The 16010-nt window shown below is 43.2% G+C and carries 12 protein-coding genes; 4 read left to right on the plus strand and 8 right to left on the minus strand.

All coding sequences use genetic code 11. From position 1 onward, the window contains the following. Nucleotides 1-35: 35 nt before the first annotated feature. Together MSG93_RS14470 and MSG93_RS14475 are read right to left on the minus strand one after the other, a co-directional pair. Nucleotides 36-2804: a pitrilysin family protein gene (locus MSG93_RS14470; protein WP_324622322.1), complete on the minus strand. Its 2769-nt coding sequence runs from the start codon at nt 2802-2804 to the stop codon at nt 36-38. A gap of 144 nt (nt 2805-2948) precedes the next feature. After that, complete coding sequence (locus tag MSG93_RS14475) at nt 2949-3767, minus strand: PhzF family phenazine biosynthesis protein (RefSeq protein WP_324622323.1); 819 nt, start codon at nt 3765-3767, stop codon at nt 2949-2951. 273 nt (nt 3768-4040) lie between these two features. Here MSG93_RS14475 and MSG93_RS14480 point away from each other — a divergent pair, with 273 nt between their 5' ends. Next, nucleotides 4041-4652 (plus strand): DJ-1/PfpI family protein, encoded by a 612-nt coding sequence (locus MSG93_RS14480; RefSeq protein WP_324622324.1) that lies wholly within the window; start codon nt 4041-4043, stop codon nt 4650-4652. Between the two features lie 196 nt (nt 4653-4848). Here the strand turns inward: MSG93_RS14480 and MSG93_RS14485 are convergent, their stop codons facing one another. Then, nucleotides 4849-5469 (minus strand): pentapeptide repeat-containing protein, encoded by a 621-nt coding sequence (locus tag MSG93_RS14485; RefSeq protein WP_324622325.1) that lies wholly within the window; start codon nt 5467-5469, stop codon nt 4849-4851. A gap of 137 nt (nt 5470-5606) precedes the next feature. After that, the gene (icd, locus tag MSG93_RS14490; RefSeq protein ID WP_324622326.1) at nt 5607-6863 is read right to left on the minus strand and encodes an NADP-dependent isocitrate dehydrogenase; all 1257 of its coding nucleotides are present in this window, start codon (nt 6861-6863) and stop codon (nt 5607-5609) included. 193 nt (nt 6864-7056) lie between these two features. On the opposite strand from icd, the gene MSG93_RS14495 reads away from it, so the two are divergent. Further along, entirely contained in the window at nt 7057-7860 is an 804-nt protein-coding gene (locus MSG93_RS14495; RefSeq protein ID WP_009511275.1) for a pseudouridine synthase, read from the plus strand. A 136-nt stretch (nt 7861-7996) separates the two neighbouring features. Here the strand turns inward: MSG93_RS14495 and MSG93_RS14500 are convergent, their stop codons facing one another. The 3 genes from MSG93_RS14500 to MSG93_RS14510 all read right to left on the minus strand — a co-directional run bounded on the left by MSG93_RS14500 (nt 7997) and on the right by MSG93_RS14510 (nt 12602). Then, nucleotides 7997-10228 carry an NADP-dependent isocitrate dehydrogenase gene (locus MSG93_RS14500; RefSeq protein WP_005288190.1) on the minus strand — a complete coding sequence of 744 codons (2232 nt, stop codon included), beginning with the start codon at nt 10226-10228 and terminating at the stop codon, nt 7997-7999. Between the two features lie 327 nt (nt 10229-10555). Beyond that, nucleotides 10556-11923: a heavy metal sensor histidine kinase gene (locus tag MSG93_RS14505; protein WP_324622327.1), complete on the minus strand. Its 1368-nt coding sequence runs from the start codon at nt 11921-11923 to the stop codon at nt 10556-10558. Further along, entirely contained in the window at nt 11916-12602 is a 687-nt protein-coding gene (locus MSG93_RS14510) for a heavy metal response regulator transcription factor (RefSeq protein WP_324622328.1), read from the minus strand. The genes MSG93_RS14505 and MSG93_RS14510 overlap by 8 nt, the downstream gene beginning before the upstream one ends. A gap of 150 nt (nt 12603-12752) precedes the next feature. Here MSG93_RS14510 and MSG93_RS14515 point away from each other — a divergent pair, with 150 nt between their 5' ends. Continuing rightward, nucleotides 12753-13445, plus strand: coding sequence for an outer membrane protein (locus tag MSG93_RS14515; RefSeq protein ID WP_324622329.1), 693 nt, complete (start codon nt 12753-12755; stop codon nt 13443-13445). 117 nt (nt 13446-13562) lie between these two features. Continuing rightward, entirely contained in the window at nt 13563-13964 is a 402-nt protein-coding gene (uraH, locus tag MSG93_RS14520) for a hydroxyisourate hydrolase (RefSeq protein WP_005231777.1), read from the plus strand. Nucleotides 13965-14000: 36 nt separating this feature from the next. Here the strand turns inward: uraH and MSG93_RS14525 are convergent, their stop codons facing one another. Continuing rightward, nucleotides 14001-15704 (minus strand): M61 family metallopeptidase, encoded by a 1704-nt coding sequence (locus tag MSG93_RS14525; protein WP_324622330.1) that lies wholly within the window; start codon nt 15702-15704, stop codon nt 14001-14003. Between the last annotated feature and the right edge of the window lie 306 nt (nt 15705-16010).

Genomic DNA, 16010 nt, shown 5'->3' on the forward strand with positions numbered 1-16010 from the left:
AAAGCCACCTGACCGGTGGCTTTCTTTTTGATTGCTTATTTCAAGTTTTGAGGCTGACCATACTGATCCGCCATTACTTCGACAAACTGATCCAGCTTGATATATTTTTTGATGGCTGCATTCACATCATCTTTGCTTAATTTAGCAAGTTCCTGATCACGTTCAGCACGATCCAGCAAGGTCTTGTTGCGCTCTAACTGACCTGTCAACATGCCATGAATGTTACGCTCATCTTCCAAAGCCGTGACACGTTTTTTCATGATGTCTGCTTTGGCTGCTTCAACTTCCTGCTCGGTCACGCCTTTGCTTAACAGCTCATTCAAGACTTTATGCACCGATTGTGATACTTGCGCCGAGCGTCCAGAGGTATAGTTCGCAGTAATACTTAAAGTACCATCATTAATATCTGGATCCAGGTCTAGACCACTGCCAAAACCATAGACCAAGGCATTTTTCTCACGTAACTCTTGCGCCAGACGCGATGAAAGCTGCGAGTTACCCAAAATATGGCTCAGGATAATTAACGCGGGTGCATCTGGATGATATGAACCAACAGGCAATGCCAGCACACTCTGGTAACTACCGAATTCACGCTGTTCCGATAAAGCATGCACTTTCTGCGCTTTATAGACGGTATATTGGCCTGTCACTTTGGTATACGGCTGTTTTGCTTTCCAAGAACCAAATGCCTTTTGTAAGGTCTTTTGCATTTTCTTGGCATCAAAATCTCCCGTCACCGCAATCTGTGCATGATCGGTCACAAAGAATTGATCATAGAATTGCTTCACTTGCGGCTGAGTCACCTCACTGATCTGTTTTTTCGCAAAATCAGGCTCAAAATGATAACGCAAATCACCAGGTTGATAGATTTCCAGAATTTTAGACAAGGTCATCGAAGCCACAACCGCAGGCTCGGTATAAGGACGATCCAGTACCGATAAACTTTGATTTTTGGCAAGATCAAATTCTGTTTGTGAGAATTTTGGCTGCTTTAGCACATCGACAATAAAATTGAAGAAGTCTTCAAATTTGTCTTTTTTCGCCTGCACCACAATGGTAAAACCATTGCCATTCGAGCTTACAGATGCACCACCGCTGGCAGCAATCGCTTTATCGGTAATTTCTTGCAGACTATGCTTATCAGAACCACGCAACATCAGATAACTGGTTAGATCCAGTGTGACACCTTTACCAAATAATGCTTTTTCATCACCAAAATCCAGGCTAATGGTGGCATAGGTTTTATCATCGCGGGTTGCAGTCGGGAACAAGGCATAACGAATACCATTCTTCAACTCACCACGCTGGATTTTCTGTTCGTTTTTCTGTAATTGCTGGGCAGACTGTGACATAAACTGGGTCACTTCCTGCTTGTAAACATTTGGATCTTTTAACGGCTCAGGCTGCTCATTACTTTGATCCAAGGTTTTTGGTTTCTCTTCCGCCTTCAACGTCATCGCTTTCTTCTGGTCCTCAGGGGTTGGCAAAATATCCCCTGAGATACGATGTGAAGCGGTTAAAAACGCTTTCAGCGTTGCATTGGTATCTTTCAGCTTTAATCCTTGAACTGTCTTTAAGTCTTTGAAGTACTGGTCCCATTGTCCCTGAGACGAGACGGCGTAGTCACTGAGACGTGAACCTAAAGCTACTGCATCATTGGCAATAGTATCCGCGGTATTCTGGGTAATATTCTTGATACGCTGTAACTCGGCTTCGGTGAATGGCTGACTGTTTTCCACGCCAGTTTTCAATGCATCATCAACTTTTTTCGCATCATGGCTTGGTGCATAAACTGCGCCCATAAACACCACGTTAAAATCCTGATCTAACCAGGTTGCAGATTGAACTGCGGTACTGATCCCGGTCTCGACCATATTTTTATATAAAGGCCCGCTCGGTTGCATGGTATAGAGAGAAGGTGCCAGTGCCAGAATCGGTTGTAATTCGGTATTTTTTCCATTCATATAAATATGGAATTTGGCCAGATCACTGCCCTTTTTCACGGTGAATTGACGTTGTTCAATCTTGCTGGCGTCGAGCACAGGCACTTTCACCTGAGCAGGTACCGCGCGTGCAGGGATTGGACTGAAATACTGATCAATCTTATTCAGTACTTCGGTTTTATCAAACTTACCCGAAATGACCATAACCGCATTATTCGGTGCATACCAGGTTCTGTAGAACTGATTCAATTCATTGAGCTGAATCGACTTGAGCTCAGGTAAGTCACCAATCGGCAAACGCCCTAAATATTGATTGCCATAGGCAGCTTTCCAGACCTGATCCATTAAAACTGCAAAGGGCTGATCCATACGGATTTCGCGTTCACGTTTTACGATTTCAATTTCAGAGGGTACAAATTTTTCCTGCAACACCAGTTTATCCATACGCTCGGATTCGAGATACAGGATTTCATTCAATGCATTTTTTTCAGGGCGAACGATATTTAAGTATTTGGTCGCGTAATAATCGGTACTGGCATTGGTCATCAAGGTATATTGATCCAGACGGCGCTGGAACTCTTCACCTTTCACATTTTGAGTGCCTTTAAAAGCCAGGTGTTCTAATAGATGTGCCAGGCCACCCTTACCTTTTGGATCATTCAGTGAACCCGTCAGGTAAACCGTATTGACATAGACTTTATTTTCTTTATCGTTTGGCGCCAGAATAACCCTGAAACCATTATCTAATTTATATTCTTCGATATTTTTTTCACTTTTTACGAGCACTGTCTGAGACCAAGACGTCGCACTCAACCCGATCAAACATAGAGAGAGAGTAAGCTGCTTAAAGCGCATTAACATAATTTATCCAATTATTTATGGTGATTTAAATCATACAGACAAGCTATGGTAGAGAATGATTCGCATTTTTAATAGTTATGTTTTGAAAAAAGCTGTTTATTTAAACAGCTTTTATCTTTGTTTTTGCACAATTTAAGCTAAAAATCAGATTGCCAGTTCAGCTTGCATATACAGTTTGGCATAACCTGAAATTTCGATACGCTCATCAGATTCAATCACGCAATCTAAAACGCCACCGCGTGCTGACGCCTGAAACGCCACCAGTTGTGTCTGGTTGAGCTTTTCAGCCCACAGCGGCACAATCGCGGTATGAATCGAACCTGTGACAGGATCTTCATCAATACCGATCGCAGGGGCAAAGTAACGAGAAACACAATCAAACTTGCCTTCGCCTCGAGCAGTAATTGCCACGTCAGGTTGGGAAGCAGTAATCGCTGTCCGGATTTTACCTAAGCGTTTTAATACTTCCAGATCAGGTTGCTCATCCAATACATCCTGCACCGTTTCATATTCAATAATATAAGCTTGAGGATTGCGATACACCGCTTTAAACGGCTTGGTTAGCCCTTCACGCAGTTCTGAAGGATAGTCAGATGCAAGCGCCGCCCTACGAATCGGGAAGTTCATCTTGATTTTACCATCCGCATCCTGACTAACGATAAAAATGCCCAAATCACGGACATGAAACTGAATTGTGGTGGCTTGCGTAAAATCCTTAAACAGTACAAAAGCACTGGCCAACGTGGCATGACCACAAAATGCCACCTCTTCCAATGGAGAAAACCAGCGAATCTCATAATTGCTGTCATCAAGCGTTCGAACAAAAGCGGTTTCTGACAGGTTATTTTCCATTGCAATATTCTGCATCAACTGCTGATCTAACCACTCATCAAGCACGATGACAGCTGCTGGATTTCCTTTGAATAATTCCTGGGTAAAAGCATCCACTTGATACATTTTCATGGCATAGCACTCGCTCTATTTTTCCACTATTTTGACCATCTACAGACGAATTGATAGATACAGATTTTCCTAAATTTACGATACACCACAGCTTTTCTTGTTTTAGCTGCTTAAATGATTAAAAATCAAGCCAAAAGTATGCGCGGCTTGCTAACAAATCAGATCAAAAGTCCAATGATTTAGCATAATTCAAAATAAGCCATACACAATATTCACAATCAAAAATTTGAAGCTCTCTAAGGTATGAGATAGATAAAACTTGTGAGAAAAGTCATGCGTATTCCTGTTCATGCCATTGTATTTGAAGAATTTGAAACCCTCGATATTATGGGGCCGGTCGAATTATTTGGTTTACTGCAACAACATTATCAAGTGCAGTTTTATAGCCTGAATGGCGGACTGGTTTCCAACAAACATGGAGTCTGTATTCAAACCCAACCATTTACTGAAATACAGACACATGCAGAAAGCATTTTGCTGATACCAGGCGGGATCATCACCTTTGAACTCATGAAAAATCAGGAGTTTCTCGATCAACTCAAAATATTGGCAGATCAAAGCAGATATGTTCTGACGGTTTGTACAGGGAGTTCGTTACTGGCAGCAACCGGTATTTTGAATGGTATTAAAGCGACATCGAATAAAATGGCCTTAGAAATTGTACGAAGCCTCAATAATCAAGTGTTATGGCAAACTCAGGCACGCTGGGTGACTGATAGAAAGTTTTATACCTCTTCTGGCGTCAGTGCAGGTATGGATATGACCCTTGCTTTTATTCAGGACACGCAAGGTGAAAATATGGCCCAACTTTGTGCCGAAGAAGCCGAATACCTCTGGAACAGCAATCCAGACCTTGATCCCTTCTGTAAAGTGAAAGCTGAATAATCGCGCTAGCTGATGAGACCGAATCATTGATCAGTGATACTGGCGTCTTTCCAGCTCTGCTTTATGGCGAATCACGATTGACCTAGTGTGGATGGCATTTATGTGCACTGATCTTTTTAAGGATTCATGTTGTATTCATTCTTTTAAAATGAGTGGCGCCATCCCGCTCATGTTGAGTAAAGCGTATTGCCCCTGCTCAGTCGATGCGAACATCAAAACCCAAGTTCTCTGCAATCATTAAAGTTTGATCAAGGTTAATAATGGCTGCTTTTATTTGAGTTTCTTTCGGGTCTAATGCACTTAAATCACTGCCTCTTAAATCACATTCAGTCAAATCTGCACTGTGCAGCCATGCACCCGATAAGTCACTCTCCCGAAGTGAACTCCCACGACAACGCGCCCCAGTCAAATCGGCTTCTCTTAACCGCGTTCGAAGAAAAGAGGCTTTCTCTAAATCAGCACCCGGCAACCCAACAAAGGCCCAGTCACTGTCTTCCACCCGCATATGATGAAACTGGCAATCACTGAACATGCTGCCCACAAACTTACATTCAGTAAATTGACTGTCAAAGAAATTACTGGAAACAAAGGTACAGTTGATAAAAGCGCTGTTTTGATGGACTGAACCATTAAATCGGGCACGGCGAAAAGTACATTCATTAAATACTACACCAGTGCTATGCGCCTCAGACATGTCTAAATCGACAAATAAAGTACGCTCATATTTCTGATTCCTGAGCACTTGCTCGTACCAATCTAAACTGGCAATGCTGTCTGTTGTTTTGGGCGCAGCTTCACCATATTTTCTTTCAGCCATGATATTCAATTTTTTATTTTAGAATTGTCCAAAATATGCCAGGTCTTTAGTTTTGTACATGCTTTTTTCATGACAACCTTATCTATTCCTCAATAAAAAAGAGCAGAAAAATCCGCCCTTTTAGTGAAAATAAATCATCAATCTTGCATATGTTCGATAATCGCTTGTGCAAATTCCGAACAACGCAGCAAGGTTGCATTTGACATCAAACGTTCAAAATCATACGTCACGGTTTTAGCTGAAATCGCGCCTGAAATACCAGTAATAATTAAATCCGCAGCTTCTGTCCAGCCCATATCCCGCAACATCATTTCCGCAGACAGAATAATCGAACCCGGATTGACTTTATCCTGTCCTGCATATTTAGGTGCTGTACCATGCGTCGCCTCATACATGGCAATCGCACCACCAATATTGGCACCCGGTGCAATGCCAATACCACCGACTTCAGCAGCAAGTGCATCAGAAATATAGTCACCATTCAAGTTTAGGGTCGCGATCACCGAATAATCTGCAGGACGCATTAAAATTTGCTGTAAGAAAGCATCGGCAATCACATCTTTAATAATAATGTCTTTACCATTTTTGGAATTCTTGATTTTTACCCAAGGTCCCCCATCCAGCAGCTGTCCACCAAAACGCTCTATCGCCAGTTCATAGCCCCACTCTTTAAATGCACCTTCGGTGTATTTCATGATATTGCCTTTGTGCACCAAGGTCACAGACGGTTTATCATTATCAATTGCGAATTGTATCGCTTTACGCACCAGACGCTGGGAACCTTCTTTAGACACAGGCTTAATCCCGATACCACACTCCTTAGGAAAACGGATTTTAGTGACGCCCATTTCTTCTTGCAGGAATTTAATTACTTTTTTCGCTTCTGGAGAATCTGCTGGCCATTCAATCCCAGCATAGATATCTTCCGAGTTTTCACGGAAGATCACCATATCGGTCAGTTCGGGATGCTTGACTGGCGAAGGCACGCCTTCAAACCAGCGAACGGGCCGTACACAGACATATAAATCCAGTTCCTGACGCAATGCGACATTTAAAGAACGAATTCCACCGCCTACAGGTGTGGTTAAAGGGCCTTTTATTGATATAATAAACTCGCGTAAAGCATCAAAAGTTTCTTCTGGCATGTAGCTGCCGTAAATTTTGTCTGCTTTCTCACCGCAGTAGACTTCCATCCATTCGATCGAACGTTTGCCACCATAAGCTTTTAGCACGGCGGCATCTACTACTGCTTTCATTGCTGGTGTAATATCCACACCAATACCATCACCTTCAATAAAAGGAATGATCGGACGATTTGGAACATTCAGTGACAGGTCTGCATTTACTGTGATTTTGTCTCCGTCTGCAGGAACCACGATCTTCTGATAACCCATTTTGCAGGTTCTCCCTCATGTATTTAGCGATTATGTCGATGCCTTCTGTGGCAAGCTTTCGTTTTTTATTACATGAAACAGTTTAGTTCAAAACAGGTTTTTTTGAGATTTATACGGGAAATAACAACATTTTCCCATTAAATAAAAACCTTTATTGTTATGATGCCGCCCATAGCCAAAGCAGTATACAGATATGAAAATAGTCGTATTAAATAAACCTTTTGACGTTTTGTCACAGTTCCGTGAGGATTCCGCTCATCTCACCCTTTCCCACTTTATCCATGATCCTGATTTACGTCTTGCGGGCCGACTTGACCTTGATTCAGAAGGACTGATGTTTCTGACAGATCATGGTGGTCTGAATCAATACATTACCAATCCGGCCAATAAGAAATTTAAAACCTATCTTGCGCAAGTCGATGGCGATGTGACTGAAGAAGCATTGGAACAACTTCGTAAAGGCGTCGAACTGGCTGATGGTATGACTTTACCGGCAAAAGCGCTTAAAGTGGATCAACCAGAATGGTTATGGGATCGTGATCCTCCTGTGCGTTACCGTGCCAATATTCCGACCAGCTGGATTGAACTGCAAATTTGTGAAGGCCGTAACCGTCAGGTGCGTCGTATGACTGCTGCGGTGGGTTTCCCGACGCTACGTTTGATCCGGACCAAAATCGGTGCAATCGATCTGATTCGTCTGGGCTTACAACCCGGTGAGCAAACTGAAATTGAACCGTTACTTTATCCTGATTTTAAAGACTTGCCTGAAGATAAACCGTATCGCTCTCGCTCTTATGTGAAAAAACCAGGTGGTACAGGTGGCAAGCCAATGCACCAGAAGAAAAAAGAAGGTGATAAAAAAGACGGCGACAAGAAAAAATCAGGCACCAAGCGTATCTGGCAAATGGATGAAAGTGAAAAGCCACGTCGCAAAACCAATGGTACAACGCGTCCAAACACCAAAGCACCGCGTGGTCGTAGCCGTAATGGTCGTTAATCTTTAGAGATTATTTTAAAGCCCACGATAGTGGGCTTTTTTTATGGGGATCATCTAAGACATCATCCACAAAAAAGCCGATGCTTTCGCATCGGCCTTTTTATACCACCAACAAAACTGTCAGTAATATTTAAACTTAAGCTGTTTCAAGTGCTGCATTCAATGTTGCGCTTGGACGCATGACTGCGCTTACTTTTGCAGGATCAATGGCATAGTAACCACCGATATCAGCCGCTTGACCTTGTACTTGAGCAAGCTCAGCAACAATCTTCTCTTCATTGTCAGCAAGTGCTTTCGCAAGCGGAGCAAACTTCGCTTTTAACTCAGCATCTTCGTCTTGAGCAGCCAATGCTTGAGCCCAGTACAATGCCAAGTAGTAGTGGCTACCACGGTTATCCAGCTCACCGGTACGACGTGATGGAGACTTATCGTTATCAAGCAGTTTACCTGTTGCCTGATCCAGTGTCTTGGCAAGCAATTTCGCGCGGTTATTGTCTTCTTTAAGACCCAATTCTTCTAAAGAAACAGCCAATGCAAGGAACTCACCCAAAGAATCCCAACGTAAGTGGTTTTCTTCGACCAACTGCTGAACATGTTTCGGCGCTGAACCACCTGCACCAGTTTCATACATGCCGCCACCCGCCATTAACGGCACGATTGACAACATTTTCGCAGAAGTACCCAATTCCATAATCGGGAACAAGTCAGTCAGGTAGTCACGTAAGATGTTACCGGTTACAGAAATGGTATCTAAACCACGTGCTACACGCTCAAGCGTATAACGCATTGCACGTACTTGTGACATGATCTGGATATCAAGACCTGTGGTGTCATGATCTTTCAGGTATTTTTCAACTTTCTTGATCAATTCATTTTCGTGTGGACGGTACGGGTCTAACCAGAAGATTGCTGGCATGCCAGAGTTACGTGCACGTGTTACTGCAAGTTTCACCCAGTCACGAATCGGTGCGTCTTTCACCTGACACATACGCCAGATGTCGCCTTCTTCGACATTCTGGCTCATCAACACTTCACCCGTGTCTAGATCCGTAATGTTGGCAACGCCTGCTTCAGAAATTTCGAAAGTCTTGTCGTGTGAACCGTATTCTTCCGCTTTCTGCGCCATCAAACCAACGTTTGGCACAGTACCCATGGTACGTGGGTCGAAGTTACCATTCCACTTACAGAAATTGATCATTTCCTGATAGATACGCGCGAAAGTTGATTCAGGCATCACTGCTTTACAGTCGTAAGGTTTGCCGTCAGCACCCCACATTTTACCGCCACCACGGATCATTGCAGGCATAGATGCATCTACAATCACGTCATTTGGTGAATGGAAGTTGGTGATGCCTTTCGCAGAATCAACCATCGCCAGTGCAGGACGGTGTTCTTGGCAAGCATGTAAATCTTCAATAATTTCTTCACGAAGTGAAGTCGGTAAAGTTTCGATCTTCTCGTAAAGACCGGCCATACCGTTATTTACGTTGATGCCTAACTCGTCAAATAATTTGCCGTGTTTTTCAAACGCATCTTTGTAGTAAATTTTCACACAGTGACCGAATACGATCGGGTGTGAGACTTTCATCATGGTTGCTTTGACGTGTAACGAGAACAGGATGCCCGCTTCACGACAATCTTCAAGTTCTTTCTCATAGAAATCGCAAAGCGCTTTCTTGCTCATGAACATTGAATCGATGATTTCACCATCCTGAAGTGCAACTTTTGGCTTCAGCACAATCGTTTCACCAGACTTGGTGATGAGCTCCATTTTCACATTACGCGCACGGTCTAAAGTCATTGATTTTTCACCGTGGTAGAAGTCGCCTTCATCCATGTGAGAAACGTGAGTTTGTGACCATTGTTTCCACTCACTCATTGAGTGCGGGTGTTTTTTCGCGTAGTTTTTCACAGCAGCTGGCGCACGGCGGTCAGAGTTACCTTCACGCAATACCGGGTTAACTGCCGAGCCTAGGCATTTGCCATAACGCGCCTTAAGTTCTTTCTCTTCTTCAGTTGCTGGATTTTCTGGATAGTCAGGAATCGCATAGCCCTTCGACTGGAGCTCTTTGATACATGCGGTCAACTGAGCCACAGAAGCACTGATGTTTGGAAGTTTAATGATGTTGGTATCTGGATCTTGCGTAAGACGACCTAACTCTGCAAGGTTATTGTTTACCTTCTGTTCATCTTTAAGGTAATCTGAAAATTCTGCAAGTACACGTGCTGCAACTGAGATATCACTTTTCACAATCTCGATGCCAGCAGGCTTGGTAAAGGTCTCAATGATCGGTAGCAATGAATAGGTCGCCAATAACGGCGCCTCATCAGTCAGTGTATAAATGATTTTTGACTTTCCACCAGCCATATATAGCCCCTTGTGTTGGATTGAGTTATGGAAAACTGCGCTTGTGGCCCAGCTCCTAGAACCGATTTGCTTAAAACAAACTTGAGAGTATCAGCGTTCATAGCATACTAGTCAACGCCCTATCCCGTGATAACGACATTTCGCTAAAAAATACTACAATTATATATAATAGATACTGCAAGTTCATATAATTTGGGCCAACTGTTGCCTTTTCAACTACAAAAGCTTTATCTGGCAGAAAATGCCCAGCAAACTGATCATTTAGCAAACAAATAGGTATTGATAAATAAATGTGCCCTATTTTGTCAGAATTTCATGAAACTTAGATTAAGGCTTTAGTGGTAATCGCAACCTAAATGTGACGCCTTCAGTCTGATTTTCAACTTCAGCACAACCACCATGCAACTGCATAATTGATTTGACGATGGCCAGCCCCAGCCCACCGGTTTGCGCTCTGTTATGTCGACTCTCATCAACTTGATAAAAACGGTCAAATAGATAAGGCAAATGTTTTTCATCAATCCAGATGCCATGCGTCACAATACCAATCACACAATCCATCTGTTCCCTTTGTACCGTTAGGGTAATACGCCCCTGTTCTGCACCATAGACCACCGCGTTACTAATTAAATTAGCAATCGCACGCTGCATGAGGGCTTCATTCACCTTTAAATTCATTTCATCAGGAAGCTGAAGCACCAAGCTCATCTGCCGTTCTTCGATCAGATAATCAAAATACTCCGTCACATTCCGGATCAACTCTGGAATATTCACCAGACTTTTCTCAAGCCCGTGTTCTCCATATTCGGAACGGGCAATAAATAGCATGCTCTCGATCATTTTGGTCAGTCTTTCGTACTCTTCCAAGTGCGAATACAGTAGATTCTCCAGTTCCTCTTTCTGACGCGGTTGCGACAGCAAAATCTGGGTTTGCCCCATCAAGTTATTGAGTGGCGTTCTTAATTCATGTGCAATATCTTCCGAAAACTGGGCCAGTTTTTGATAATCCTGCTGGATTTTATCCAGCATCTCATTCATGGCATGGCTGAGTTGTTGTACTTCGGTATTGGTGGTCTCGACCTGAATGCGGTGATTGAGTTGTTGCACGTTGATTTTACTGGTTGCTGCAATCAACTCCCGCATCGAACGGAACAGGTAATGCCCGACCATAAAACCTAATAAACTCGACAATAAAATGCCCAGCCCACTATAAAAGGCAATTTTCCAGAAATATTGCTTCAGGGTTTGATTGACTGCATACCACTGTTGGCCTGCAATCAGTTGATAATGCTGATCGCCATGTTGTACCGATTGAAATGCAAGCCGTGTGGTTGGCTGTTCAGGACTATTATTCGTAAACTGGATTTTACTGGAATAGTTTAAGTGAGGGATGTTGACGTTTAACGGATTGATTCGGATCAGGTCTTTACCCGCCTCTTTAACGATAAAGATACTGTCCTCATGTCCGACCATATTTTCATACAGCTTGGGATATTTGCCCAGAATCTGCACGGTATAGGCATCGGTCAAAAACACTTCCATGCGTTTAATCCGTGCCGCAAGTGCTTTGTCCTGCTGGATATACACCATTTCACGAAAACTTTGATAAGACAATGTGCCAATACTGATAAAAACCACGCATGAAATCAGACTAAACGCGATTCTCAGACGCGAAGCCAAAGACAATCTATTCATCGTCATGGTCTTCTTTTAAATCGATTTTATAGCCCATTCCTCTCACCGTATAAATCAGCTTGGGAGAAAAATGGTCATCAATCTTTGCGCGTAGACGACGTATCGCCACATCGACCACATTGGTGTCAGTATCAAAGTTGATATTCCAGACCATAGAGGCAATTTGTGTTCGTGTGAGCACCTCACCGCGATGCTGTAGCAATAATTGCAACAGTACAAACTCTTTGGCGGTTAAATCGATTTTGCTCTCTGCACGATGCACTTCCCGACTTAAACGGTTCAAGCTAAGGTTGGCAATGCTATAAATTTCTTGTTCAACCTTGGGAACTCGTCGTAATAAACTTTTGATGCGTGCCAATAATTCGATATATGAAAATGGCTTAACCAGATAGTCATCCGCCCCCAGTTCCAGACCTTTGACCCGATCCATGACCTGATCTTTCGCCGTGAGCATGAGCACAGGGATTTTTGAAAAGGTCCGTAGGGTCTGCAACACTTGCCAGCCATCCAGTTTCGGCAACATCACATCCAGAATTAATAAATCAAATGCTTCTTCTTGCAAGCGTGACAATGCGGCCATGCCATCTTTCGCAATCACACTGGTATAGCCTGATTCATTTAATCCTTTTGCCAGAAACTGCGCAATCTTGGATTCATCTTCAACAATTAAAATATGCATCCCACATCTTAACCTTTTTTATTCAGCGCAAAGATTACAAATCGGTAATCCAATTGTCATCATGACCCGATGCATTTTTTCCTAGCATGTACTGAGGAAATAAAGATTTTTATCGCCCAACACGTCTTCATGAAATTTGGAAAATTGTATATGGACAAGCAATTTATGCGCTTCACTTTAGGTGCTGTATTATTGATGACCGCATCATTCAGCTATGCGCAAGATACAGCGCTTTCTGGCTATTATCTCTCCGCAAAAGTCGCGGCAGCCCAACTCAGAGCGGACAATATGGAAACCAGCTTACGCCCCGGGATTGGCAAATTTGTCGCAGGTGACGATCAAAAAGATTTAACCAATGCATCACTGGGGTTCGGTTATGACTTTAGCAATGGCTGGCGTACTGAAGGAGAATATACCTTTAAAAATGATGCAGAATTTACCAGCGGTTCAACTAACTTTCCAAGCAGTCTCAACCATCATAAAGTCGAGACGCAGCGCCTGATGCTGAATGCTTATCGTGATTTTGAAGTCATGCAGAATATTGCTGTATACGGCAATCTGGGATTAGGGGTTGCCCGTACCGAATCTTCAGGCTGGCAAGGTAATGCCTCTCGCCAATATCTTTCCAATACCGAAACCCAACTGGTATATAGCATAGGTGCGGGTGCAAGTTATCAAGCAATTGACAACCTTAAGCTTGACTTGGGCTACCGTTATGTCGACTTGGGCAAAGCTGATAGCGGTCTGAATAACTTCACCAATGCACGTAACTTGCAAGATGAACAGATGAAAGCCCATCTTTATTCAAGTGAGTTCTATCTCGGTGCCAGATACGCATTCTAAATTTTGAAGGCACTGATCAGCAGTGCCTTTTTTTGCACTCGTCCCCCATGTATTGCCCTCACAACAACTGACGGCAATACATACAAAAACATTGATTAATCAAGGTGGAATATTGCGATGTATAAAAATCTATTCGCCATCGCCGCGCTCTCGGCTTCAAGCAGCTTGTACGCAGCGACAAACCCATTGAGTGTGCATGTGCTCAACCAGCAGAATGGTCTACCTGCTGCTGATGTCACCGTTGTGCTCGAAACCCAGCAAAAAAACCAGTGGATCGAAATCAATCAGGCCAAAACTGATCAGAATGGACGAATTACTGCGCTTTATCCGGCACAGCAACAGTTAAAGTCGGGTGTTTATAAAGTGACGTTTAAAACAGGTGACTGGTATAAAGCACAACAGCAAAGCAGTTTTTTCCCCGAAATTCCGGTTATTTTTGAAGTTGACGGCAGTTTACCGCACTATCACATTCCATTACTGCTCAGTCCCTACGGGTATTCGACTTATCGGGGCAGCTAATAAAAAGGACGCTAGTCGCGTCCTTTTTAACGAGTCTTAGCCTTGTAGCCAGCGATCAAGTTTTTGCTGGTCTTCAACTTTTAATTCAACCGTGGTCAATTCATTTTCACCCGCTTGCAGTTCAAATTGTAAAAGCTCATCACGACGGAAGGCATAAACCGTAAATGTGCCTTGTTGTTTGGCATATTTGGCTAACAGCTTCTCGGAAGCCTTAACTCCATCAATGGCAAGGATCACATCATTGGCAGACAAACCTGCTTGAGCGGCTGCGCTATCACGACGCACTTGCTGTATCACCACGCCTTCCGCCTTATCTACCCCTTTCAAGCCAAAAGCCAGAGCCTTGTCATGTTTAAGCGTGTAACTCAATCCAAACTCGGGGAACAACTGATCCAGTGGTAATTCATCGGTGGTATTGATCAAGTGATTGATTTGCTCAATCCAGTTATCGCCTGTCAGTTCATGACATAATTCAAAAATAGTGCGGTCATTGACCTGAATACCCTGTTGGGTATTTTCATATAAACGGCGCATTAATGCATCCAGATTTGAACCACGCAAACGTAAGCCCAGATCTAGACAAAGTGCCACTAAACTACCTTTGTTATAGTAACTGGTGCCTGCATTATTGGAGTTTTCATCCTGACGATAGAACTTGATCCACGCATCAAAACTTGACTCAGAAACCGATTGAATCAAGCGGCCCGGATTCTGCAAATAACGATCCAGCTGTGCTTTTAATAGCTCCAGATAAGACTGCTGCGAAATCACACCGCTACGCAATAAAATCAGGTCATCATAATAAGAGGTAAAGCCCTCAAAGATCCACAATAAGCTGGTATAGCCCTCTTTATGTAAATCATAATGGGCAAAGTTTTCCGGGCGAATAAATTTAACTAACCATGAATGGAAATACTCATGGCTACATAAACCCAAGAAGCGTTGATAATCCTTAGATGGTTCTTCGGCTTCATCTACTTTTGGCAAATCGTCGCGCGGTGTAATCAAGCTGGTGCTATTACAATGTTCCAGGCCACCATAACTATTACCCGTTGCCATGGTCATAAAGGTATAGTTCTGGAAGGGCGCTGAACCGAACAGGTTGATTTCAGTTTGACAGATCTTTTGAATATCCGCCTCTAAACGGCCCATATTGGTCGTGTGTTTCCCCGAAATCACAAACTCATGTGGAATCCCGTTTGCTTCAAAGCTGAAACGGCTCTGCTCTGCCAGTTCAAATGGACTATCAATCAATTGATCATAATTGTCTGCTTTTAAGGTAAAACGCCCTTTGACCAGACTCTTGCTCGGTAAACCCGTTGCAAGCTGAAAATGTTTTAATTCATCCGGTAGGAAAACCTCAACTTCACAAGCGGCCTGCTCCTGATCTTGCAAGCCCAAACAGACACAGGCTGGGTTAACGTACAAACGGCTCTGATCGACATAGGCGCCACGTACAGATAGATCATAAGCATAGACATCATATTCAACCGTAATCAGTTCATGATCGGTATTGAATAAACGCCAGCGATTTTTCTCGGTTTTTTTAATATTCAGTAAACGCCCCGCTTCATCAGAGGCTTTCACCGACTCAATATGCTTGGAAAACTCCCGAATCAGATAGCTGCCAGGAATCCAGGTCGGTAACCACAACTCCTGATTAGGATTGGCAAGAAAACGTAGGGTGACATGAATCAGGTGTTGGCGATAATCGTCGAACTCAATTTGATAGTGCAACATAATTTCTAATCATGAAAATAGGAACGGTTTCACACAGCTTAGCATTTTTTTACAAAGTCATGCGCAGATGTCGTAATTGTCAGCAAAAGTTTAGGGGGCTATTGTCACTTTATCTATGGTTGCGACAGCGGGCGTTTTTTAGGTGATACAAGGCATGCCCTTGAGAAATTTAGTCGTTCTAAATGAACAAGGCATAACGCAGTAGCGACAAAAAATGCCCCTGTCCCAAAGGGTTGTAGCTAAAAATCCCTCATACTTCGTTATGAAACTTGATAAGGGAAAAGCCATTCCCTGCGTTTCATGCCT

The organism is Acinetobacter sp. IK40 (assembly GCF_035615075.1).
GTDB lineage: Bacteria > Pseudomonadota > Gammaproteobacteria > Pseudomonadales > Moraxellaceae > Acinetobacter > Acinetobacter courvalinii.